At 39.1% G+C, this 21775-nt stretch carries 20 protein-coding genes; 10 read left to right on the top strand and 10 right to left on the bottom strand.

Going from position 1 to position 21775, the window contains the following annotated elements:
• The first annotated feature begins 4 nt into the window (after window positions 1-4).
• The 4 genes from O7C57_RS05350 to O7C57_RS05335 all read left to right on the top strand — a co-directional run bounded on the left by O7C57_RS05350 (window position 5) and on the right by O7C57_RS05335 (window position 5673).
• The gene (locus O7C57_RS05350) at window positions 5-838 is read left to right on the top strand and encodes an FTR1 family iron permease (protein ID WP_154625013.1); all 834 of its coding nucleotides are present in this window, start codon (window positions 5-7) and stop codon (window positions 836-838) included.
• On the top strand, window positions 831-1733 hold the full coding sequence (locus O7C57_RS05345; RefSeq protein WP_154625012.1) for an EfeM/EfeO family lipoprotein: 903 nt from the start codon (window positions 831-833) through the stop codon (window positions 1731-1733). Before O7C57_RS05350 ends, O7C57_RS05345 begins: the two co-directional genes overlap by 8 nt.
• An 11-nt stretch (window positions 1734-1744) precedes the next feature.
• Window positions 1745-3019 carry an iron uptake transporter deferrochelatase/peroxidase subunit gene (efeB, locus tag O7C57_RS05340; RefSeq protein WP_154625011.1) on the top strand — a complete coding sequence of 425 codons (1275 nt, stop codon included), beginning with the start codon at window positions 1745-1747 and terminating at the stop codon, window positions 3017-3019.
• A 257-nt stretch (window positions 3020-3276) separates the two neighbouring features.
• On the top strand, window positions 3277-5673 hold the full coding sequence (locus O7C57_RS05335; RefSeq protein ID WP_269723743.1) for a beta-N-acetylhexosaminidase: 2397 nt from the start codon (window positions 3277-3279) through the stop codon (window positions 5671-5673).
• A gap of 74 nt (window positions 5674-5747) precedes the next feature.
• Here O7C57_RS05335 and O7C57_RS05330 read toward each other — a convergent pair whose 3' ends face one another.
• Entirely contained in the window at window positions 5748-6485 is a 738-nt protein-coding gene (locus O7C57_RS05330) for a vWA domain-containing protein (RefSeq protein WP_196713451.1), read from the bottom strand.
• Window positions 6486-6938: 453 nt separating this feature from the next.
• Here O7C57_RS05330 and O7C57_RS05325 point away from each other — a divergent pair, with 453 nt between their 5' ends.
• Complete coding sequence (locus O7C57_RS05325; protein WP_163860802.1) at window positions 6939-7454, top strand: DUF2165 family protein; 516 nt, start codon at window positions 6939-6941, stop codon at window positions 7452-7454.
• On the opposite strand, the gene O7C57_RS05320 is transcribed toward O7C57_RS05325, so the two are convergent.
• A complete protein-coding gene (locus O7C57_RS05320; RefSeq protein WP_163860801.1) occupies window positions 7451-8380 on the bottom strand; it encodes a LysR family transcriptional regulator in 930 nt (309 codons plus the stop codon). The genes O7C57_RS05325 and O7C57_RS05320 overlap by 4 nt on opposite strands.
• Before the next feature lie 194 nt (window positions 8381-8574).
• On the opposite strand from O7C57_RS05320, the gene O7C57_RS05315 reads away from it, so the two are divergent.
• Both O7C57_RS05315 and O7C57_RS05310 read left to right on the top strand, forming a co-directional pair.
• Window positions 8575-10368, top strand: a complete 1794-nt coding sequence (locus O7C57_RS05315; protein ID WP_269723742.1) for an adenine deaminase — start codon at window positions 8575-8577, stop codon at window positions 10366-10368.
• A 15-nt stretch (window positions 10369-10383) separates the two neighbouring features.
• Window positions 10384-11727: an NCS2 family permease gene (locus O7C57_RS05310; RefSeq protein WP_154623103.1), complete on the top strand. Its 1344-nt coding sequence runs from the start codon at window positions 10384-10386 to the stop codon at window positions 11725-11727.
• A 38-nt stretch (window positions 11728-11765) separates the two neighbouring features.
• On the opposite strand, the gene O7C57_RS05305 is transcribed toward O7C57_RS05310, so the two are convergent.
• The 4 genes from O7C57_RS05305 to O7C57_RS05290 all read right to left on the bottom strand — a co-directional run bounded on the left by O7C57_RS05305 (window position 11766) and on the right by O7C57_RS05290 (window position 14999).
• Window positions 11766-11969, bottom strand: coding sequence for a hypothetical protein (locus O7C57_RS05305; RefSeq protein WP_163860799.1), 204 nt, complete (start codon window positions 11967-11969; stop codon window positions 11766-11768).
• Window positions 11970-12034: 65 nt separating this feature from the next.
• Entirely contained in the window at window positions 12035-13186 is a 1152-nt protein-coding gene (locus O7C57_RS05300; protein WP_154623107.1) for a lactonase family protein, read from the bottom strand.
• 390 nt (window positions 13187-13576) lie between these two features.
• Window positions 13577-13981 (bottom strand): RidA family protein, encoded by a 405-nt coding sequence (locus tag O7C57_RS05295; RefSeq protein WP_154623109.1) that lies wholly within the window; start codon window positions 13979-13981, stop codon window positions 13577-13579.
• An 85-nt stretch (window positions 13982-14066) separates the two neighbouring features.
• A complete protein-coding gene (locus O7C57_RS05290) occupies window positions 14067-14999 on the bottom strand; it encodes a helix-turn-helix domain-containing protein (RefSeq protein WP_154623111.1) in 933 nt (310 codons plus the stop codon).
• Window positions 15000-15087: 88 nt separating this feature from the next.
• On the opposite strand from O7C57_RS05290, the gene O7C57_RS05285 reads away from it, so the two are divergent.
• Window positions 15088-15684, top strand: coding sequence for a TetR family transcriptional regulator (locus O7C57_RS05285; RefSeq protein WP_269723741.1), 597 nt, complete (start codon window positions 15088-15090; stop codon window positions 15682-15684).
• Window positions 15685-15814: 130 nt separating this feature from the next.
• Here the strand turns inward: O7C57_RS05285 and mdlC are convergent, their stop codons facing one another.
• Window positions 15815-17446 carry a benzoylformate decarboxylase gene (mdlC, locus tag O7C57_RS05280; RefSeq protein WP_154623115.1) on the bottom strand — a complete coding sequence of 544 codons (1632 nt, stop codon included), beginning with the start codon at window positions 17444-17446 and terminating at the stop codon, window positions 15815-15817.
• Window positions 17447-18027: 581 nt separating this feature from the next.
• Window positions 18028-18681 (bottom strand): oxygen-insensitive NAD(P)H nitroreductase, encoded by a 654-nt coding sequence (nfsB, locus tag O7C57_RS05275; protein ID WP_154623990.1) that lies wholly within the window; start codon window positions 18679-18681, stop codon window positions 18028-18030.
• A 263-nt stretch (window positions 18682-18944) separates the two neighbouring features.
• Between nfsB and O7C57_RS21855 the strand changes: the two genes are divergently transcribed.
• Window positions 18945-19151 (top strand): winged helix-turn-helix transcriptional regulator, encoded by a 207-nt coding sequence (locus O7C57_RS21855; RefSeq protein ID WP_230085873.1) that lies wholly within the window; start codon window positions 18945-18947, stop codon window positions 19149-19151.
• A gap of 60 nt (window positions 19152-19211) precedes the next feature.
• Here the strand turns inward: O7C57_RS21855 and tet are convergent, their stop codons facing one another.
• Window positions 19212-20402: a Tet(A)/Tet(B)/Tet(C) family tetracycline efflux MFS transporter gene (tet, locus tag O7C57_RS05265; protein WP_154623989.1), complete on the bottom strand. Its 1191-nt coding sequence runs from the start codon at window positions 20400-20402 to the stop codon at window positions 19212-19214.
• Between the two features lie 82 nt (window positions 20403-20484).
• On the opposite strand from tet, the gene tetR reads away from it, so the two are divergent.
• Window positions 20485-21108 (top strand): tetracycline resistance transcriptional repressor TetR, encoded by a 624-nt coding sequence (gene tetR / locus O7C57_RS05260; RefSeq protein ID WP_154623988.1) that lies wholly within the window; start codon window positions 20485-20487, stop codon window positions 21106-21108.
• Here tetR and O7C57_RS05255 read toward each other — a convergent pair.
• On the bottom strand, window positions 21086-21775 hold the full coding sequence (locus tag O7C57_RS05255) for an ArsR/SmtB family transcription factor (RefSeq protein ID WP_154623987.1): 690 nt from the start codon (window positions 21773-21775) through the stop codon (window positions 21086-21088). The genes tetR and O7C57_RS05255 overlap by 23 nt on opposite strands.

The following is a 21775-nucleotide window of genomic DNA, read 5'->3' as shown; positions in this document are numbered from 1 at the left end:
AATTATGGGGCAAGTTCTATTTGTTGTCTGGCGAGAAAGCTTTGAAGCATTGCTAGTCATTGGCATTATTTATGCTTGGATAAAACACCATCCTGACTCTCGCAATGGCATGAAGTTTTTATGGGGGGGAGTTGCCCTCGGCCTTATCGTTTCTGTTCTATTAGCACTATTGATTTATGGTGTTTTTAACGTTCTCGATGATACGGGTCAATCTCTATTTATGATCTTTATGGAATTGCTTGCCTGTGTTTTGATCGTCCAAATGGTATATTGGATGAATAAACATGGTCGGTCCTTAAAATCTGAAATTGAATCGGGTATTAGCCGTAATGCAGCACACCACAATTGGTGGGGAGCTACGCTGATTATTGCCATTGCCATTGCTCGCGAAGGAAGTGAAATTGTTGTCTTCCTGTCTAGTTTTATCATGTCATTAAATGCTGAAAATGCCTCCGGATTTACGATAGAAGTTGCTGCCGGTATTTTAATTGCAGGTTTGACACTCTATGCCTTCTTACTCACTAATCGTTTTGTTTCATGGAAGATATTTTTTAAAGCGACAGGCGTCATTCTATTATTTCTTGCCCTTTCTCTCTTACTCAAAGGGGTTGAAGAAAGCGCTAACTTATTCATTGAATACGATTATCCTATCCCTGAATTTTTAATTTATCCTGCATGGGATACCACGGCTTTGCTTGATGACTCAAATATTGCCGGTAACTTTATTTCTTCTTTCTTTGCTTATCGGTCACAGCCTATATGGTTAAGTGTTATTACATTTGTGCTTTATTGGATTATCGTTATCACGCTGTTTTCTCGAGGTAAAAAACATGCGTAATACAAGAATATCTACACCAATACTATTGGGTATAAGCTTAGTTTTAATGATGGCGATGCCTACCTCTGCGCTGGCCAAAGCATTGAGGTCCCCAGTACAAACGGGTGATGATATCATTATCGCTAAGGGGGATATCCCAACCCCTGAAAAATATCATCCTGCTATCAGAGCCTATTTAGACTATACGCGTACTCAATTAAAGGACATGGTTTCTCAATTAGAAATCTTAAAGAGCAGCCTTAAAGTCGGTGATTTAACCGCAGCCGAGCGAGCTTACATCCAAGCTCATCAATACTATGAATCCGTTCGTCCTATCATCATTCTATTTGGTAATACTGACCGCATAATCAATGCAAGGGCTGACTATTTTCTTGATAAAGAAAAAGATTATCGTTTTACTGGTTTTCATCTCGTTGAATATCAATTATTTGATCGCAAAGATAATACCGCTGCGATGCGTGCAACCGATGAATTACTCATGAAAGCACAAGATTTGCAAAAGCGGGTTGCCACTGAAAATATTGAAATCCCCAAATTGGTTCAAGCATCGGCAGATTTTATTGAGATGATTCTAGAAACCAAAATGGCTGGCAAAGAAAATATCTATAGCCAATCTGATTTAACGGATATTGCTGCAAATCTACGTGGCTCACAAGAAGTGATCAACGTACTGGCTCCTTTTATCGAGCCAAAACAACTTCAGCGCATCCAAGATAATTACCTAGAAGCCTATCGTATTATCAAACCATATCAATTAACACCTAATCATTATCAGAGTTATAAGCAGTTTGATAAAAAAGACATGATGGCGCTTTATTCTGTATTAACACAACAGGCTGAAGATCTTGCACAACTTCGATATCAGCTCGGTATTGATGTGTATTACAAGTATTGAGGTAACAAGCCATGAAGGCGAAATCATATAACCATGCTACGTCAATTAGCTTTTCTCGACGTAATGCACTAAAAACCTTAGCTGTTGGCAGCTTTATGGCAGCAGCCCCAACCCTGGCAGCAAATACTCGTCAAAACCAATGCCAATCTTCCTATGAGAAAACCATCCCTTATGAAGGTTTACATCAAGCAGGGGTATTAACGCCAGAACAAAAAAATGCTTCATTTATTGCCTTTAATGTCACTGCCGACTCACTTGATAAATTACAAAAACTGTTTGAAATTTTGACAAATAGGATTGCCTATCTCACACAAGTACAAAAAGCACCTAACACTCACAATGATCGTATGCCACCAGCCGAATCCGGCATTCTTGGGAGCAACCTCCAACCTGATTCCTTGACTGTTACCGTTTCATTAGGTCATAGCCTATTCGATGCTCGATTTGGTTTGGATAAAATCAAGCCTCGTTACCTTGTTGAAATGACAAGCTTCCCCAATGATAGACTGGAACAGCAATGGTGTGGCGGGGATATTAGTTTACAAATTTGCGCCAATAGCCAAGAAAGTGTCATCTATGCATTACGCGATCTCTTGCGCCATACCGCTCCGTTGATGTTCCCTATCTGGAAAATAGATGGTTTTTTACCTTCACGAGATATTGATAACCACTCAACGCCAATCAATTTATTTGGTTTCAAAGATGGCACTGGCAATGCCCCAACCAGCGATAGCCAACTGATGAATGAATTGATTTGGGTCACAGAAGATAACAAAGAACCTAAATGGTGTGTTGGTGGCACTTATCAAGCAGTGCGCCTTATCCGGTTTAATCTTGAATTTTGGGATAGAACGCCCCTCGAAGACCAAGAAAACGACTTTGGTCGTCATAAAGATAGCGGCGCGCCTATTGGTATGAAGCAGGAACATGACGATCCTGAATTTGCTAAAGATCCTCATGGCGATCGCATATTATTTGATTCTCATATGCGCCGTGCTGAGCCTCGCAACCCTGAGCGTTATACGGCTAAATTAAGGCGCCGTAGCTATAGCTATTCTCTTGGTTTAACAACTAATGGGCTACTCGATATGGGGCTAATCTTTGTTTCATATCAAAAAAATCTTAAAACCGGTTTTATTGATACCCAAAAACGCCTTAATGGCGAGCCACTTGAGCGTTATATTAAACCTTTTGGTGGCGGTTACTATTTTGTTGTGCCCGGTATTCAAAATACGTCAGAGTATCTCGCTCAAGGCATGTTTGAGGCACTCAAACAACCCCGTTAAGCCTTAATCTATCGCGGGAGAATTAATACTTCCGCGATAAACTCATTGTCGATGAAAATACATCACTTTCCTTCCTACATTCCATACAAAAAATAAACAATAAAAATCAATTATCTAGATTTAATATTACCTTCCACACTTAATTCGCATCAAAAAAATAGTGTGAGCCATGTCATCTCCTCATCAACTAAGTTGGACTTCATAGCTTTATTTGTGTTCAAAATAGCATTCACTATTACGAATAATAAGGGATCTCTATGATTAACAAACTTACGTCTGCTATCGTCATCTCTTCACTGATTTATGCGTTACCAAGTGGTGCTCAATCAATCTCTGAATTGCCCTTAATGCCTTGGCCTCAGCAGATTGAAATAAAAAATGCGAATGGAAAATGGCTACTGAATAATGAACTCGATATTTATATTGAAGGTGATGATTTAGATGACGCGGTACGTCGTTGGCGCGATAGAATAGAGATCCAAACAGGCTGGCAATTAACGCCACATCAAGCAAAAAATAGCCATGCACCTATCAAAATTTTCATCGAGAAAAAAGTAGCCGAATTACCCGCTATTGAGATGGACGAAAGCTATCAAATCATTACCGATGATAACGGTGCCACCATCAAAGCTGCGACTCGTTTTGGTGCTATGAGAGGAATGGAAACCTTATTGCAATTGATTCAAACGGATGGCGAAAATACGTTTGTGCCACTGTTGAGCATTAATGATAATCCGAGATTTAGTTGGCGTGGTGTGATGCTGGATTCTTCGAGACACTTTCTTCCGATCAACGATATCTTGCGGCAAATCGATGGTATGGCAGCCGCAAAATTCAACGTATTTCATTGGCATTTAACCGATGATCAAGGATGGCGTTTTGAATCGCTTCGTTATCCAAAACTGCAACAGCTCGCCAGTGACGGTCAATATTACACACAAGATCAAATGCGCCAAGTTGTTGAGTATGCTAAAGAACGAGGTATTCGTGTCGTACCAGAAATTGATTTTCCAGGTCATGCCTCCGCTATTGCGGTTGCATATCCAGAGCTAATCAGTGCCGCGGGTCCATACCAAATGCAACGCCATTGGGGGGTTCACCCTCCCCTGCTCAACCCAACCCAAGAGAGCGTCTATCAATTTACCGATGCACTCATTGGTGAGTTAGCCACCATTTTCCCTGACGAATATATCCACATTGGTGGTGATGAAGTCGACCCAACACAATGGCAAAATAATCCATCCATTCAAGAGTTCATGCGAAAAAATAATTTAAAAGATACCCATGCGCTACAAGCTTATTTCAATCAACGCCTTGAACAGATATTAACCCATCATAACCGTAAAATGGTTGGCTGGGATGAAATACAGCATCCTACGTTATCAAAAAATATCGTCATTCAATCATGGCAAGGGCAAGACTCACTCGGGCATAGTGCTCAAGAGGGGTTTAAAGGACTCTTGTCGACGGGCTTCTATCTCGATCAATCGCAAAGTGCAGCTTATCATTATCGCAATGAAATATTACCTCAGCCATTTACTGTAGATATCAATGTTAAACAAGGTGAACAATTCCAAAGTTGGCAATTTGAAATTGAAAGGCTTAAAGGCAGCCCAGTAAAAGGTAGCTTCACGTTAATAAAAGGAGTGGATGGCTGGCGTGGATTTATTGATTTTGCAGGTAAATCACGACGAGCTATCAATAAAATTGAATGGCGCTCACCACAACAAGTCAGCTTTTTTGTAGATACTTGGATGGGAGAAACTCGTCCAGTCGTTACATTAACCAATGGAAAGCTGAGTGGCTACACGATTATTGGCAATGCACGCTATCCAACAATAGGCTCTCAATTAACCGCAATCCCCAAAGGTATTGCACCAACAACCCCTGACAGCAATAAAATGCCGAATATTCTCGGGGGAGAAATTGCTTTATGGGCGGAAAATATTCGCGCACCGATCATTGATACTAAGTTGTGGCCACGAGCCTTTGCGGTTTCAGAGCGTTTATGGTCAGCAAAAGATGTCAATAATGAAAATGATATGTACCGTCGTCTGCATGCAGCAGATGCTTGGTCCACCCTCTCTGTCGGTTTACAACAACACGCACAAACAGCGCGTGAATTTACACGATTAGCAAATGGGGTTGATATTGAACCTTTAATCATCTTATCTGAATCTGTAGAGCCTGCGCATTATTATACGCGTCACCATTTGAAATTGCGTGAAAATCAATATCATCAATACGAACCACTGAACCGGTTTGTTGATGCTTTGCCCGCCGAAAGTACGCAAGCAAGAGCTTTTAAACAACATATTGATACATTGATCGCTAAACCCGATGATCAAGTGACTGCCCAGTGGTTAACACATAAATTAAAACGTTGGCACAATAACATTCCACAGGTGCAACAGCTGATAAAGCAAAACGTCAATTTAGCACGTTTAGCGCCTGTTGCTGAAAATGTGGAGCAATTGTCCACAATAGGCATCGAGTTAATTGAGCATTACACAGCCAATACCCCCCTAACAACCAGCCGTAAAGCAGCCATGGCTCAGCAGTTAGAAAAGAGTGTTGAGTTACAGGATGAATTAGTGATTGCGATTGTTGAGCCACTCGAGGCATTGCTTCGCCATATCCCAACGAAAGATTAGTGCAAAAAATACCCCCAATAAACTTCATTGGGGGTATATATACCGCTTATTGGTAGCCTTAACCTCTTGCTACTCTATTTTTTAGCGCGATCCATCGCATCGGCTTCAACATCCTTTTTCCACTCCTCTGATATTGGTGCAGCTTTTTTCTTTGACTCAACGGCATTATTTACCGCTTTATAAGCTTTATCGTAACCCACATCATCTTGTACGTAAGATGTTGCTTTTGACCTGCTAATACCAATATTATCAGCGGCTACAATGGCATCCATATTGGCACCGAGAAAGATGAAGTCCCATTTATCTTCGATCTCCGCCGATTTAATCATCGATTTAATCTTATCTTGACTGTATTTACGGCTACTATTTTCTTCACCATCAGTAATAATGACAAACAGGACATTATTATTCTTCGTTAATTTACGGTTTTCTTGCATTTTGATAATCGTATCGCCAACCGCATCTAGCAAAGCAGTGTTACTGCCAACTTTATAGTCTTCTAGAGTTAAATTTGAAACCTTATTAATAGGTTCTCTATTGTGTAGTAATGTGGTTTTATCATTAAACAAAACCGTCGTAATAAAAACATCCCCTTTTTTATTACGATTTTCTGTTAATACACTATTAAAGCCGCCAATCGTATCCGATTCAAAGCCTGACATTGAACCACTTTTATCGAGTATAAAAACTAAATCTAATACTTCTGCTTGTGATTTCTTCTCAATCACACTCTGGCCGCTGACAATAGAAGAAAACATCAGCAAAATAGACATAACGATCATGCCAAGAAACGACTTTAACTTTGAATTCATTTTGTTATTCCTATAAGAAAATACATCTTGGACTAATAACCATTATTAGTTTACTACGCTTATTTCACATAAGAATACTCTGGTTACCTTTTAAGTATACTCTTAAAATGATTTATTCTAACAACGAAATGGATTTTACAAACATCTAAATAACATACGCCATCAACAAATAAAAATACACCATTCATTCTTTTTGCAGCATAAAACACAAACCTCTGCACTCAATTTAAGTACATTTTTATGTTTGATACTTTTACTTTTAATTACTCACACAATTAACTATCTACAGATAAACATTCCTCATTTCCATACCTTCCCATAATTTATTTAACCCATTGATATAAATATACATTTCATCTGATATTGACAACAAACAATCGTCAATAAAATATCAAAATGCTATTTTAAAAATAGACATAAACATTATAAGAATAATTATTTTCAAGGGGAAATATGATAATTCGAGTTTCTAAATCATTATGTGTTTGCGCCATAGCCTTTTTTATTTCATTATCTGCATTCAATAACTTAACAGATTACAATATTAATTTTACTTTTATACAACATGTTTTAACGATGGATTCAATATTTTATGATGCGACTATTAAATATCGTGCCATCGATTCCCCAATACTTCATCATCTTGCTTACATTACTATTATTATGCTTGAAATTATTTCATCTTTAATTTGTTGGTGGGGTGGAATTAGACTTTTTCAAAACAGAAACAAAAGTGCTGCCATTTTTAATCGGAGTAAAAATATGGCTATCATTGGCCTAACACTCGCCTTTGTATTATGGCAGACACTTTTTATGTCTATCGGTGGTGAATGGTTTGCAATGTGGATGTCTAAACAATGGAATAGTGTACCTAATGCATTTCGTTTTTTTGTCACGGTGCTTTTAGTATTAATTTATGTCGCTTCACAAGACAGTGACAAAGAATCCACTTCCTCAGTTACCTACTAACTATTTATAGGGTTATCTTTTAATGTCTTGAGTAATACCATAAATGCCGACTCGACCATTGGCGTTAATACTTGACTGGTTCTCATCAACGATACAGTGCGTGTCAGTGCGGGCTGTTGTAACTGTAGCACAACCAAATCAGGCTCACGTAAGTGAGCCGTATAGAGCTGAGGGAGGATAGCTACCGCTAATTTAGAACGAACTAGCCCATAAAGAGTTTCAATATAATCGACTTGATAACGCACATTTAGCTTCAAACGATGGCTTTCGATGGTCGCTAAGACCAAACGTTGAATATTCCCCTTAGAGAATACCGCGATATCACGATTATTTAGCATTTTCCAAGGGAGATGAAAACCATTTGCTAATATATCTTCGCGGTGAACAACGGCAACGAAAGGATCATCTTGCAATGTAAAGAGTTGCAGTTCACGAGGCACTGAACTGTCAAGGACCCCTACGCCAAAATCGATTTCATTATTCATTAACTGAGAAACGAGTGAATCATTTGTCTTATCGTAGAATTCAACATTAAGCCGAGGAAAATGTAAATTTAGCTGAGTAGGAACATTAGGAAATAATAATGAGCTAACGGAAGGAACTAACCCAATACGCAACGTACCGTCTCCCCCTTCCTCAATAATTTGTTGGATATCGCTAAAAGCACGATGCGACACACTCAAAATACGTTCAGCATGCGGTAAAATCGCCGCCCCCAATTCAGTGAGTGTGACCGAAGATGCTGTACGGTTAATCAATTTACCGCCAATAACATTTTCAATTTGACGCAGTGCACTACTCAACGCTGGCTGACTAATCGCTAATCGACTGGCTGTATCAGTAAAATGACGTAAATGAGCCAATGTCACGAAATATTGTATTTGCTTTAACGTTAATGCGGGTAGACGCTGCCAAGGTTCTGCCATGTTATCAGTACACACTCTATTTTTAGGTAACGTATTGTTAAATATATTTATTTAACAAATATAATGCCTAACTGAATTCAATAGGATAATTATCATTATAACCCTTTCTTATGATCTGATAAGTTTTATCATCTTGGCAAACGTTTGCGTTGCTCATAAAGTACAAACCAATAATCTTTTATTGATGGTGATTTATGAGTGTAACTGACTACAGCAGACGCCGCGCAATACAAGCAGCCAAAGGTGAAATTCCCTTTGATCTCCTCCTAACACAAGCCAATATCGTTGATATGGTGACGGGTGAAATTCGCCCTGCTGATATTGGTATTATCGATTCTTTGATTGCCAGTGTTCATCCTACAGGTAGTCGCCTCGATGCAAATGAAGTGCATAATCTCAACGGATATTTTATCTCTCCCGGACTGATTGATACTCACGTTCATCTAGAGAGCTCCCATCTTCCGCCTGTACGCTACGCTGAAATTGTTCTCACTCAAGGAACCACCGCCGTATTTTGGGATCCACATGAACTGGCGAATGTACTTGGTTTAGAGGGGGTTCGCTACGCAATCGAGGCAAGCCGTCATTTACCATTACATGTTATGGTTGCCGCCCCCTCTTCCGTTCCTTCAACACCTGGCTTAGAAATGTCTGGCGCTGATTTCGCGGGCAAAGAAATGTCAACGATGTTGAGTTGGCCTGAAATCCATGGCGTCGCTGAGGTAATGGATATGTTTGGTGTACTTCATGGCAGCGAGCGCATGGAGGAGATCTTACACGCTGGTTTAAATTGCGGTAAGTTGATTGAAGGACATGCAAGAGGGCTAAAAGGTGCCGACTTACAAGCATATCTAGCGGCTGGGGTCACCTCCGATCATGAGCTCACTTCAGCAGAAGATGCCTTAGAAAAACTGCGTGCTGGGCTAACGCTTGAGATCCGTGGCTCACATCCGTATTTATTACCTGAAATTGTTGCCGCACTCCAGCAATTACCGCATCTTTCATCACAAATCACTGTATGTACTGATGATGTTCCACCAGATATTTTAATTGAAAAAGGTGGCATTATTGCCTTACTCAACCTATTAATTGAACAGGGTATGCAAGCAACTGACGTCTTACGTTTTGCTACCTTAAATGCCGCCATTCGTTTACAACGTAATGACCTAGGCTTAATTGCAGCTGGACGCCGTGCGGATCTGGTCATCTTTGACTCCCTCAAACAACTCAAAGCACAACGCGTTTATGTCGCAGGCAAACAAATCGCTGAGGATGGTCAATTATTAACGCCTCTCGCCACGAGCCAAGATGTGCTCCCGCCAAGAGATACCATGCATTTATCACCAATCTCGGCCGAGGACTGCCAATTACACATTAAAAATATCGTCAATGGCAGTGCTCGCTTACGCCATATTCGAGGCGCTCGTTTCACACAATGGGGTGAAATCGATGTGCAAATCAATGATGGCAAAGTGCAACTACCGAGTGGCTTTAGTTTAATTCGCGTTCAACATCGCCATGGTCGCCATGATGCCAAACCACAAATAGCATTATTAGAAGGATGGGGAGAACTACGAGGAGCAATTGCCACTAGCTACTCCCATGATTCTCATAATTTAGTTGTACTCGGTCGTGATGCTAATGATATGGCTCAAGCTGCTAACTTGCTGATTGAAAGCGGTGGTGGAATGGCATTAGTTCAGGATGGGAAAGTATTAGCCCACGTTGCGATGCCGATCGCGGGTATGTTGTCAGATTTACCTGCTCATCAACTCGCAGAACAGTTTCGCCAGTTACGTGAGCTTAGTAGTAAGATTGCAGACTGGGAACCTCCTTATCGCGTTTTCAAAGCAATCGAAGGCACTTGCCTTGCCTGTAATGCAGGCCCTCATTTAACGGATCTCGGACTTACCGATGGCACGACTCGTGAAATTGTTAATGCGGTCATTGAATCGAATGAACACGAATACAAACACAATAATAAATGATAGGAGAGCCAACTAATGGCTGACAACATGCTTCAAAAGCCAACATCAGGGAGTTGGTTAGAAAAACGTTTTGCGTTGCACTCACGTGGTAGCAGTATCAGAAGCGAATTTTTGGCAGGCATCACAGGCTTCCTCGCGGCAGCCTATTTGTTAGTTGTGATCCCTGGGCTACTTGCCGCAGGAGGGATGGATAAAGGAGCTGCCACAACAGGAACCATTATCGTATTTGTACTTGCCAGCTTACTCATGGCGTTTTATGCCAATCTGCCTTTTATTGTCGGTCCAGGGATCGGTGGCTCTGTACTGGTTGGCATTACTCTCGCAGGTAGCGAAGGGATCAATTGGCAAATTGGTTTAGGTATTGCTTGTTGGTCAGGAATTTTATTTTTCTTGCTCACAAAGTTCGGTTTACGTGAAGTCGTGACACGGTCGGTTCCTCAATCAATCAAACTGGGATTAACCGCCTCTATCGGCCTATTTGTTGCCGTTCTAGGATTTCGTAATGCAGGTTTAGTTCTGGCTAATCCCAAAACAAATGCGTTGATGTTGGGAGACTTTTTATCACCCGGTGCACTTGTAGCATTAGCAGGTTTCTTTTTAGCGATTGCATTACAAGCTAGACGTATACCGGGAGCTATCTTATGGGCAATACTTTTCGCTACCATTGTTGGCATTCCTTTTGGCGTGACAAAATTACCTGATAGCTTTTTTGGTATTCCTCATTCGGTTGCTCCAGTATTTGGTGAAGTTGATTTAATTGGTGCTTTGAATATCGCGTTTCTTCCTTTTTTATTTGTATTCTTTGCCGCCGAATTCTTTTCAACCATGGGAACCACTCTTGCCGTTGGCGGTGAAGCAGGCTTACTCGATAAAGAAGGCAATATGCCTAATATAAACCGTCCCTTTATTGTCGATTCTATTGCCGCAGCTTTAGGGCCTTGGGTTGGTATTCCCGCAGCAACGGCTTTGATCGAATCGTCAGCAGCCGCGGAAGCGGGAGGTAAAACAGGTTTAACAGCACTGGCAGCAGCCTTTATGTTCTTCTTAATGCTGTTATTTACCCCCATTGCTCTAATGATCCCTGCTCAAGCCACTGCACCCGCACTGATTTTGATTGGTTTAAACATGTTCAGTGGTTTACGTAAAGTCGACCTTGCCAACTTTACTGACGGTTTACCGGTTTTGCTAATGGTAATGATCACGTTAATCGCGAATAGCTTTGGTACCGGTATTGCCGGTGGGTTACTCTTTTATATTCTGATTAAAGCGGTTGCTGGAAAATGGCGAGAAATCCCAATTAGCCTATGGGTTTTAGCTGTACCACTCGTGTATTACTTCTCCACATTAGTTAAACATTAATCACTTTCAGCACTCGGCAATAGCTGGGTGCTGTTCAATCAATCAACTTTAACCACAAAACAGTTACAACCGCAGTGAAAACGCACCACTTGAGGTAATTTTGGTTTTTTACCTTTGCGTTTACTCTTTGAGTTTTCAATTTCAATAGCATGCTTAATTTCATTAATTTCAAATCTTGATAAGCGCTTATTATTTCCCGTAGCACTTCGAAAACGTTCATCACCAAATTTTACGCCAGACATTGCTATTCCTCAGAAAAAATAATATGGGTAACGTTCATAAGCATTACCCATTAATCTCACTCGTGCTATTTTGTCTCATTCATAACCATTTGTGAAGGCGCGCCAATAGGTAGGTAATCATCGACAAAGACAAGCTCCCCTGTATTAGGCATCACCTTAAATCGGGTGATATTATCGCTACGTTGGTTCATTACATATAAATATTTGCCATCAGGAGATAACGTTAAGGTTCTAGGATAATCACCTCGTGTCCACGTTTGTTTTGCTTGACTTAACGAACCATCTGCATTGACATTAAAATGCGCAATACTGTTATGTAAACGATTTCCAATATATAAATGTTTACCATCTCGGCTTTCAACTATCCCTGAAATAAAATTTGTTCCCTTATAATTTTCAGGTAATGTCGATACAGTTAAACCTTCTTTTAATGTCCCTTTTTGTTTATCAAATTGATATTGTGTTAATGTCGAGGCTTCTTCATTCACTAACCAAACTCGCTCACCTATTTTTGAAAAAATAAAGTGGCGAGGACCTGCACCTTTAGATGACGCCATAATATACGGGGGGTCATTAGGGATTAATTTGCCATTTTTAGCATCAAACTTATATTGGTAAATACGATCTAACCCTAAATCTGTCGTCAAGACATATTGTCCCGAGGGATCGGCTGATATCATATGTGCATGAGGGCCATTATGGTCACTCATTGCAAAACTGCCTTCAACCGCAGCTTCAGGATATGCGGCCCCCGCTGGCCCATGATGTTGAATAACATCACTTGCGGGTAATAAGCCACCATCTTCACGGATAGGAAGAACAGATATTGCACCACTATGATAGTTAGCCACTAATAAATGACTGCCATCCGGTGTTATGGATAAATAAACGGGGCCATCTCCCCCCGATGAAACCTGATTTATTGCTTGCAGAGAACCATCCTGATGGATTTTCCATGCATGAATCGTACCTTTTTCAACTTCACTTCCGGCATAAAGCACTGTGCCATTATTTGATAATACCAACTGTGCTGCATTGGTAAGTGGAGCCGCTAATATTTTATGACTTAATTGACCTGTTTGATTATCCACATTAAAGCGGTATACCCCTTCCCCATTAGGGCTATATGTACCAACCCAAGCAAATTGAGGCGACGCTATCACAGCAGTACTAGCAAACATCAATGATGCCGCCCAAATAGATAACTTATTTGACATAATAAATTTCCAAGTTAATGACAGTGCAAACCTCATATCTTGGTACAAAAAAATATGAGCATTAAATCTAACGACAGCATTTTCAGAATAGGAAAATCATTAGAAACTGTGCAGACACATTATTTCCATTTATGAGTGGAAATTATTAACTGAATAGTCTTATCCATTTCCATTTGTTTAATGCTCATTATTTAACACTATTTTTGAGGGTAATCTTAAACGTTAGATTCAGTTTTGGTGGGCAATTTAACTTTAGTGTGAAATTCCATTTTTGAGATACCGGTCGATATATTTATCACCACTCATCATTATTGGATGATCGGCGGAGATATCACTAGCTATGGTTTAGATTAGTAAAAACCGATAATCAAATATTACCGGTTATCCTTTTTAATTGAGCACCGCATGTGCTTCAATTTCAATCAACCACTCAGGTAGTGATAATCCTGTGACAATAATCCATGATGAAGCAGGAGGTGTCGACGTGAATTTCTCTTTTAGCGCCTGAGATATCGCTTGTTGTTCTTCTTCGCTATCAGCACCTTGCTTAATATAAATTCGTAACATAACAACATCATCTAACGTTCCGTTCGCCGCTTTTAAAACATGCTTAATATTTTCAATCGATTGGATGGTTTGCTCATACATCCCTCCTGCGACAGTACGCTGGTTTGCATCAACGCCAACTTGCCCTGAAAGAAAAATTTGACGTGAACCTTGAGTTTCAATCGCTTGGCTAAATCCATACTGTAATGAATTAAAAACAGCATCAGGGTTAATCAATTTTTTTGACATATAATCTCATTTTTAACAGTGATTGTTGATAACAGCTCAGATTACTCATGTGTATAAAAAACAAAGAATAAAATGATTTGGTGACTTAATAGATAGGAACAAAATATTCGATTTCAATGTCATTTAAGGGAAATTCAACATTTTCTTTTTGATTAATATACTTTTCAATATCCTCCCCCTCACGGCGAAATAACCCTAAAGAAGGAAGCGAGTAAAGGTAAAGATTTAAGTTAAAATCACGATACTCAGCTAAAGAACCTTTAAATGAGAATTTAGCGTACTTACCACTTGGTAAATTAATTTCCCTAAATTCTTTCTTATCAACGATAGAATCTGTTGCCTTTAATCCTATTTGATAAAAAACCTGCACCATGTGTGACCTCTTTTCCGTTTTTTGGTAGTCGATCAGCACATAGCATTCTTTTATTTTTAAATTAGTGGATTTAAAGAAATCAGCCCAAAATGTTTCTCTGATACTTTCATGCAACAACCCAACTTCATCGAGTGAAGACAAATATTGATAGTCTTTAACATATAAAGTGTATGGTAGACAATCAACAATTTGCGGAATAGCTAAGTAGTTAATATCAAAGTTAATAGGAGGCTGCATAGCATCCAAATTCCACAATTTATTTCGTCGATAACAACTTGGAGTAACCTTAAAAATGTATTTAAATCGGCGAGTAAAAGATTGCTGTGAATCAAATTGGTATTTTAGCGCTATTTCTAAAATCGTCTTTTTAGTTAACCTTAGCTCCACAGCCGCTTTAGTCAAACGACGAGCTCTAATATAAGCCGCTAAAGTGATTCCCGTCACTTTTTTGAATAAGCGCTGAAAATACCACTTAGTATAACCGGCTTTATTTGCAACATCATCAAGCAATAAAGATTGATCTAGATTATGCTCTATCCATAATAAAACATCTTTAATAACAGTTATATGAAACTGTTCATCGTCCCATCGTAATTGGATGCTATTGGCTTTATTTTGATAGCGAGAGTGCTGTTCAATATACATAAAATAACCTAAATGCTTTCAAGATTGTCACGGCTATACCATCGTGATATTATTAACATACTGTCGGTATGTTATTTTTATATCTATCATGAAAAATAGAAATCAGCAACAAAAAAATTTTAAAAGCACTCACCAATTACTGGTAGATTCAGCACGAATCTTATTTGTAGAAAAAGGCTATCAAACGGTTTCAATCGATGAGATTTCAGCAAAAGCCTTGGTAACCAAAGGTGCTTTTTATCACCACTTTAAAAATAAAAAGCAGCTGCTCTGTGCTTGCTATAAACAACAACTCACTATTATTGATAATTACATCACAACAAACGTAGATTTAATGGATAGTTGGTCAGCTTTAGAACGTGTTTTTGAGTGCTACCTTGATTATATTATTGCTAATAATCATACACTTATTCCTATTCAAGAAGTCATGCCTGTCATTGGTTGGAATGAGCTCGAAAAAATAAATCTGGAATATACTTCAGGTCGGGTCAATGCAATTATCGGTGAATTAATTCAACAACATCAGCTGAAAGATTACAGTGATGACGTGCTAAAAAACTTACTAAATGGCTGGTTCATGCATATTGCAATACATGCAAAAAATATTAAACAAATTGCAGAGCAAAAAAATCAGTTTATCACTATTTATCGTGACTTTTTGTTAAGTTTAAAAAAAATAACATAACGCCATTATACTTAAATTTAATTTATTTACTCAGTCATCCTTTTCAAAAATAAAGCTCCCTCTTAAAGTTAAACAACAACTTTAAGAGGGAGCTTAAGAGATTTAATGCATAAAAACACGCTGTTATTGGTTAAATCAATGGGGGAATTGAAGGCAAAATAGGAACTTCAATCACCGTAGGCCCCTGCCGCTTAAATGCGTCCTCACATGCGGCTTTAACCTGTTCTATTGTTTCAGCCCTAACGGCAGAACAACCATAACCTTTCGCTAATGAAACAATATCCAGCCCTGGGATATCAAGACCCGGCACTCCCGGCGTTTGCTCTAATACCGAAAATGATTTCAAAATGGCGTATTCATCATTTTTAGGGATCACAAATATAATGGGTAATTGCTGTTGCGCTGCACTCCAAAGCCCTTGAATGGAATATTGCATTGAACCATCGCCAATAATTGCCATTATAGGCCTATTACGACCACTATCCTTCTCTCCAAGAGCAATACCGACACTCGCAGGTAAATTCCATCCCAAAGATCCACTCGCAAAAGTATAAAAAGAATCAGGAGTCTCTATCGGCCATTCACGATGTAATTCGCCTAAATTAGATGGCGATTCTTCCACCAAGATTGTTTCTTTTGGAGAAACAGCTCTCAAGGTTCGAAATAACGCTGCCGCGCTCAATACAGATTGCTGCGTTTCTGGCTCAACGGCTGCTGGATGTGGAGCCATATTATGGGTTTGTTTAATAATTGTTTGTGATGGGGCCGTTCTTGGGCTAACAAGCTCAGTTAAACCTTCAATCGCTAAGACTGCATCACTTAAAAGACTGTCTCCGACTGGCGCTCTGCCTATTTCAATAGGATCATCCGTTATATGCAATAAACGTAACCCTTCAGGAATATAATGACCTGATACATAAGGATAATAACGAAAAACAGGCGCACCAATGACCACCGCTAAGTCATGCCCTTGCAACTTTTCTGATAAAGGTTTAATCGCAAATGGTAACCCTCCCGCATAAAGAGGATGAGTCTCAGGAAAAGCAGGACGTTCTGAAGCTGGGGCGGCCCAAACAGGGATATTTAATTTTTCAGCAAGTTTGATACCTGCATCCCATCCTTGCCCACGAGCAATCGCTGAACCATAAATCAAAACCGGATTTTTGGCAGCCATGATAGCATCAGCAAACTCTTCCAAACGTACAGGGTCATAACCGATACGCTGTGGTATAGAACGCACAACGGCGTGCTCTTCTAAAGCCGCTTTATCCCAATCATCCAGAGGAATCGATAAAAAAACAGGGCCTGCCGGTGGTTGAAGCGCCATTGCGTATGCACGCATAAATGCCGCGGGAACATCTTCCGCCCGTGCAGGTTGATAGCTCCATTTAACCCATGGTTTAGGTAAGGTTTCCGGTTCAATATTTGTCAGCCATGGTTCCATAAGTAACATTTCACGAGTTTGGTTACCCGCAGTGACAATGAGTGGCGTTCTATTCATATAAGCCGTTAAGATGTTACTCATTGCATTACTCAGTCCAGCGGAGGTATGCACGTTGACTAAAGCAACTTTACGTGTCGCTTGCGCATAACCATCAGCTGCCGCAACGGCTGAGGCTTCCTGTAAAGTTTGGATATAACGAAAATCGCTCGGAAAATCTTTAAGGAATGTTTCTTCTGTCGAGCCAGGATTTCCAAAAATAGTCGTGATATCCAATTCACGTAATAAATCGAATGTCACTTGGCGGATCGTTTTTTTCATCTTACAACTCCAATAATAACTATGGCTCTATGAGATAAATACATAAAAGACGTTGCTATTGTTGCTGACGATGAACGTAATTATCATAATAACATCATCAACAACGGTATCCTTCACTGCCAATGAACACAGGCATAATCTAATCACAGCTGAGAAGATATTTTTATTAGAATAAGTATTAAAATAATAACATTGCTGGTCATTTTTTGAATAAAACGCTTTTATCTAAAAGAGAACAGGTTTCGTTTTTTATCTTTAATACGTTTAAAATTTTAATCTATTTTTTAAAATTTAAAACTATTAAATTAAAATAATAAATTTTAGCCATCTTAAAATAACAGACTGTTAAAACATTTTATATTGATGAAAACAGAATAAATTAAACCTAAATCATCTTTAATAGATGATAACAGAAATATAAATAATAAAAACACATGATAAAAAAGAACAATAAATAATAATGCATCTAAAAACAGATAACTTTTACACGCTACATGACTTATCGCGTCATTCACTAAAAAAACAAAAAGGTAATTCATATTAATGACTTACCTTTTACATTAAAGAAGAGTTATGTTTATTTAAATAACGGTCATGATCTCTTTTTCAGGTAAACGCGACTTGGTTAACTCAGCATTAAAATCATCGACAGCACGGTATCCTAAAGCAACCATCGCAATAGGCTCTAACCCTTGTTCAGTCAGCGTAAATTCGCGATCAAGAATAGCAAAATCCATACCTTCCATTGGTACTGCATCCACACCTAACGCAGCAGCCCCCATTAAAAAGCTTCCTAAGTTAATAAAAGTTTGATTTTTCAGCCATTGAGACAAGTCTTTTTGCGTATTTCGATGATAATTCACAAAGAAATCCCTTGCTCCAGCCATCATCGTTTTATGTTCATCTAATGCATAACGGCCATCGAATGCTTCTTGTTCAAGTATCTTATTCATATAAGCTGTATCAACGTTAGTTTTGCTACAGAATAAGATGACATGAGACGCATCAAGTATTTTTGGAGTATTAAACGCATAATTAGCTGCTGTTGATTTTGCCATGCGTTGTTTAGCGTCACTGCTTTGCGCAATAATAAAATACCAAGGTTGGATATTAACACTAGAAGGGCTGTATCTTAACAACTGTTTAAGTTTTTCAACCACATCATCAGAAATGGTTTTAGTTGGATCAAATGATTTTGTTGAATAACGTTTCATAGCGACATCAATGATTGACATAACTTTTATCCTATCAATAACAGCAATAACAATGGGAAAGTTGATATCATAACCAATACTACCTCTTTAACAAGTACGTACATTTTTGATATATAGGCACATAATGGGTACTGTAAAAAACCTCGCTATGATACTTATGAATATGATGGCTGCCCGTCGAAGCTTCATTAAAGCTGATTGATGGTAAAGGGAAAGGCATGATCCTTTACTAGCTTACTGACCAAACATTGAGGTTTAAGTAATAACAACGTCGCCTCAAATTTATGACTCATCGTATACTCACCAAACAATTACACGAGTTGGAATCAGCGGGATTAATTCACCGAGAAGTCTTTCCTGTCGTCCCCCCAAAAGTTGAGTATAGCCTGACAGAAAAAGGTCAATCTCTAAAATCTATTCTGTTGTTACTCAAAAGCTGGGGAGAAGAACATGCATTGCCCTTACTGATTTCACAAAAAAATACACCATAATAAATCTCAAATCGTGCCATTCTTTGAATGATTAAGCGCAGATTTTCTGCATATTAATGCTTAAAGTGCATTTGCACGCTTTGGCATATAGCTTATCGACAATAAAATGATAATCAAATAGAGCATCAATCCTATTAACCAAACCCAACCATCCCAAATAGCGAGAGTTTGATTATAAATAAGCGCAAACATTAAAGGACCGATAACACCACTTGCATTCGTCAAACTGACTAATAACCCTTGTAATGCACCTTGCTGGTGATGATTTGCTTGAACCGACATCGCCCCCTGTAATGCTGGTAATGCAATCCCTCCGCCAGCAAGCAGAATTAAAACAGGAAAAATTAGCCATCCTTCTGAAATAAATGCTAAAAAAATAAAAGCGCTACTATCTGCAATAAATCCTACAAGTACCGTTGTTTTCTCCCCCCACTTTTTGGCAATTTTTCCAGTTATAAACGCTTGAAATAGAGCATGTAAACAACCAAGTCCAGCCAATGAAAAACCAACCATCATACTGTTCCAACCAAAGCGATTCTCAGTAAACAGCACCCATACTGTTGCTGGAATTTGTCCAATCAATTGGGCTGAAAAATAGATGACCAGTAAAATTGGCATCGTTTTAAAGAGCGTCATAGACACGGAACCGGATTTAATCACGGCCTCTTTATCTTTATTAAGATTGGCATCTTCCGCAGTTTTTCCAGTTTCATTGAAGTGAATCATGACAAAGAAGAAAGTCGTTATATTTAAAAATGCGGCAATAAAAAATGGGCTATGGGGTGAAATATCTCCCGCTAATCCACCAATAATGGGGCCAGCTATGAGTCCAATACCAAAACTTGCCCCTAACCTACCAAACCATTTCACTCGTTCAGAAGATGACGTGGTATCTGCTATTACTGATGCGGCGACGGCTCCAGTCGCTCCCGTAATTCCTGATAATAGACGCCCTAAATACAACATCCAAAGCGCGCTTGAAAAAGCCAATAATAAATAATCCAAAGACGCGCCAAGGAGTGATAATAATAAAATGGGACGACGACCAAATCGGTCAGACATCTTTCCAAGCCAAGGTGCAAAAATAACTTGCATTAATGCATATAAAGCCAACAACACACCAAAATGATTGGCAATATTTTCTGGCGCAATAAATTCACGTAATAAGGTGGGTAAGACTGGCATAATAAGGCCAATCCCCATGGCATCGAGTAACGTAATTACCAATGCAATCTTTGCTGATTTGTTCATTTCACTCAACTCTATCACTGATAGGGAGTGGTAAAATAACTCTATCAGTGATAGAGTGTCAATCATAAATTAGGAGTTAATAATGGCTAGATTAGATAAAAGCAAAGTCATTGATAGTGCACTAGAGCTACTTAATGAGGTTGGAATAGAGGGGCTAACAACGCGTAAACTGGCTCAAAAATTGGGTGTAGAACAGCCTACATTATATTGGCACGTAAAAAATAAACGGGCTTTACTCGATGCATTAGCCATTGAAATGTTAGATAGGCACCATACGCATTTTTGTCCTTTAGAAGGAGAAAGCTGGCAAGAATTCCTACGTAATAATGCTAAAAGTTTTCGATGTGCTTTATTAAGCCATCGTGATGGGGCAAAAGTACATTTAGGGACAAGACCAACAACAAAACAGTATGACACTATCGAAAAACAACTCGCATTTTTATGTCAGCAAGGTTTTTCTTTAGAGGACGCATTGTACGCACTTAGTGCCGTTGGCCATTTTACTTTAGGCTGTGTATTAGAAGATCAAGAGCATCAAGCTGCTAAAGAAGAACGAGAACACCCTACCACAGATACTATGCCCCCATTACTACGACAAGCTATCGAGCTATTAGATAATCAAGGAGCAGAACCCGCCTTTTTATTTGGCCTTGAACTTATTATTAATGGATTAGAGAAACAACTTAAATGCCAAAATGGGTCTTAAAAGCAGCATAGCCTTTTTCGTTAATCGTCACTTCACGATAACCTATATGCCGAGTTAACCAACCTTTAGATTGGTAAAGTGTAAATAACGCAGCGCCGATATAGCCACCTAAATGGAAACGGCGTTCGCTCCAATCTAAACAGGCACAACAGACTTTACGGGAATATTTGGTTGGTAGATCTATACCCATATCATGAAAATATTGGATTCCCTTTAGTGTGATCATTTCACCATTTTCAGTGATCCATTGCTGATGACAAAGAAAATCATAAATTTTAACGGCAATCTCTCCAGCTAAATGATCATAGCAAATACGAGCTTTGCGTAAATGCACAGGCGTTGAAATTTTAGCATGCACACTATAATTCAATGATATTCCCATCATGCTCTCAATTAATTCGGCAATCTCTTTCCCCGCTAATTGAAAATAGCGATGCCTCCCTTGAGCGATTACTATAATTAACCGACTATCTACTAATTTAGATAAATGGCTGCTAGCCGTTGAAGCAGATATGTCTGCAACAGAACTTAGCTCCGTGGCGGTCCAGGCTCGACCATCCATTAAAGCACAAAGTATTTTTACTCTTGAAATATCAGACATCGCCGCACCTATAGCAGCTATTGCAGATTCAAAAGTCATATTTTGTTGAATGAGAAATTTAACCAT

Origin of the sequence: Providencia sp. 21OH12SH02B-Prov, assembly GCF_027362595.1 — a bacterium.
Lineage (GTDB): Bacteria > Pseudomonadota > Gammaproteobacteria > Enterobacterales > Enterobacteriaceae > Providencia > Providencia zhejiangensis.
Note: the sequence above shows the minus strand (reverse complement) of the source record. Positions and strands in the feature narration are given on the sequence as shown.

Excerpts from the sequence above, each read along its gene's own strand:
- O7C57_RS05300 (WP_154623107.1), bottom strand. The coding sequence starts at position 13,186 with ATGTCAAATAAGTTATCTATTTGGGCGGCATCATTGATGTTTGCTAGT.
- O7C57_RS05295 (WP_154623109.1), bottom strand. The coding sequence starts at position 13,981 with ATGTCAAAAAAATTGATTAACCCTGATGCTGTTTTTAATTCATTACAG.
- O7C57_RS05315 (WP_269723742.1), top strand. The coding sequence starts at position 8,575 with ATGAGTGTAACTGACTACAGCAGACGCCGCGCAATACAAGCAGCCAAA.
- O7C57_RS05325 (WP_163860802.1), top strand. The coding sequence starts at position 6,939 with ATGATAATTCGAGTTTCTAAATCATTATGTGTTTGCGCCATAGCCTTT.
- O7C57_RS05255 (WP_154623987.1), bottom strand. The coding sequence starts at position 21,775 with ATGGTTAAATTTCTCATTCAACAAAATATGACTTTTGAATCTGCAATA.
- O7C57_RS05320 (WP_163860801.1), bottom strand. The coding sequence starts at position 8,380 with ATGGCAGAACCTTGGCAGCGTCTACCCGCATTAACGTTAAAGCAAATA.
- efeB (WP_154625011.1), top strand. The coding sequence starts at position 1,745 with ATGAAGGCGAAATCATATAACCATGCTACGTCAATTAGCTTTTCTCGA.
- mdlC (WP_154623115.1), bottom strand. The coding sequence starts at position 17,446 with ATGAAAAAAACGATCCGCCAAGTGACATTCGATTTATTACGTGAATTG.
- O7C57_RS05330 (WP_196713451.1), bottom strand. The coding sequence starts at position 6,485 with ATGAATTCAAAGTTAAAGTCGTTTCTTGGCATGATCGTTATGTCTATT.
- O7C57_RS05310 (WP_154623103.1), top strand. The coding sequence starts at position 10,384 with ATGGCTGACAACATGCTTCAAAAGCCAACATCAGGGAGTTGGTTAGAA.
- O7C57_RS05350 (WP_154625013.1), top strand. The coding sequence starts at position 5 with ATGGGGCAAGTTCTATTTGTTGTCTGGCGAGAAAGCTTTGAAGCATTG.
- O7C57_RS05335 (WP_269723743.1), top strand. The coding sequence starts at position 3,277 with ATGATTAACAAACTTACGTCTGCTATCGTCATCTCTTCACTGATTTAT.
- O7C57_RS05285 (WP_269723741.1), top strand. The coding sequence starts at position 15,088 with ATGAAAAATAGAAATCAGCAACAAAAAAATTTTAAAAGCACTCACCAA.
- O7C57_RS05345 (WP_154625012.1), top strand. The coding sequence starts at position 831 with ATGCGTAATACAAGAATATCTACACCAATACTATTGGGTATAAGCTTA.
- tetR (WP_154623988.1), top strand. The coding sequence starts at position 20,485 with ATGGCTAGATTAGATAAAAGCAAAGTCATTGATAGTGCACTAGAGCTA.
- nfsB (WP_154623990.1), bottom strand. The coding sequence starts at position 18,681 with ATGTCAATCATTGATGTCGCTATGAAACGTTATTCAACAAAATCATTT.
- O7C57_RS05290 (WP_154623111.1), bottom strand. The coding sequence starts at position 14,999 with ATGTATATTGAACAGCACTCTCGCTATCAAAATAAAGCCAATAGCATC.
- O7C57_RS05305 (WP_163860799.1), bottom strand. The coding sequence starts at position 11,969 with ATGTCTGGCGTAAAATTTGGTGATGAACGTTTTCGAAGTGCTACGGGA.
- tet (WP_154623989.1), bottom strand. The coding sequence starts at position 20,402 with ATGAACAAATCAGCAAAGATTGCATTGGTAATTACGTTACTCGATGCC.
- O7C57_RS21855 (WP_230085873.1), top strand. The coding sequence starts at position 18,945 with ATGACTCATCGTATACTCACCAAACAATTACACGAGTTGGAATCAGCG.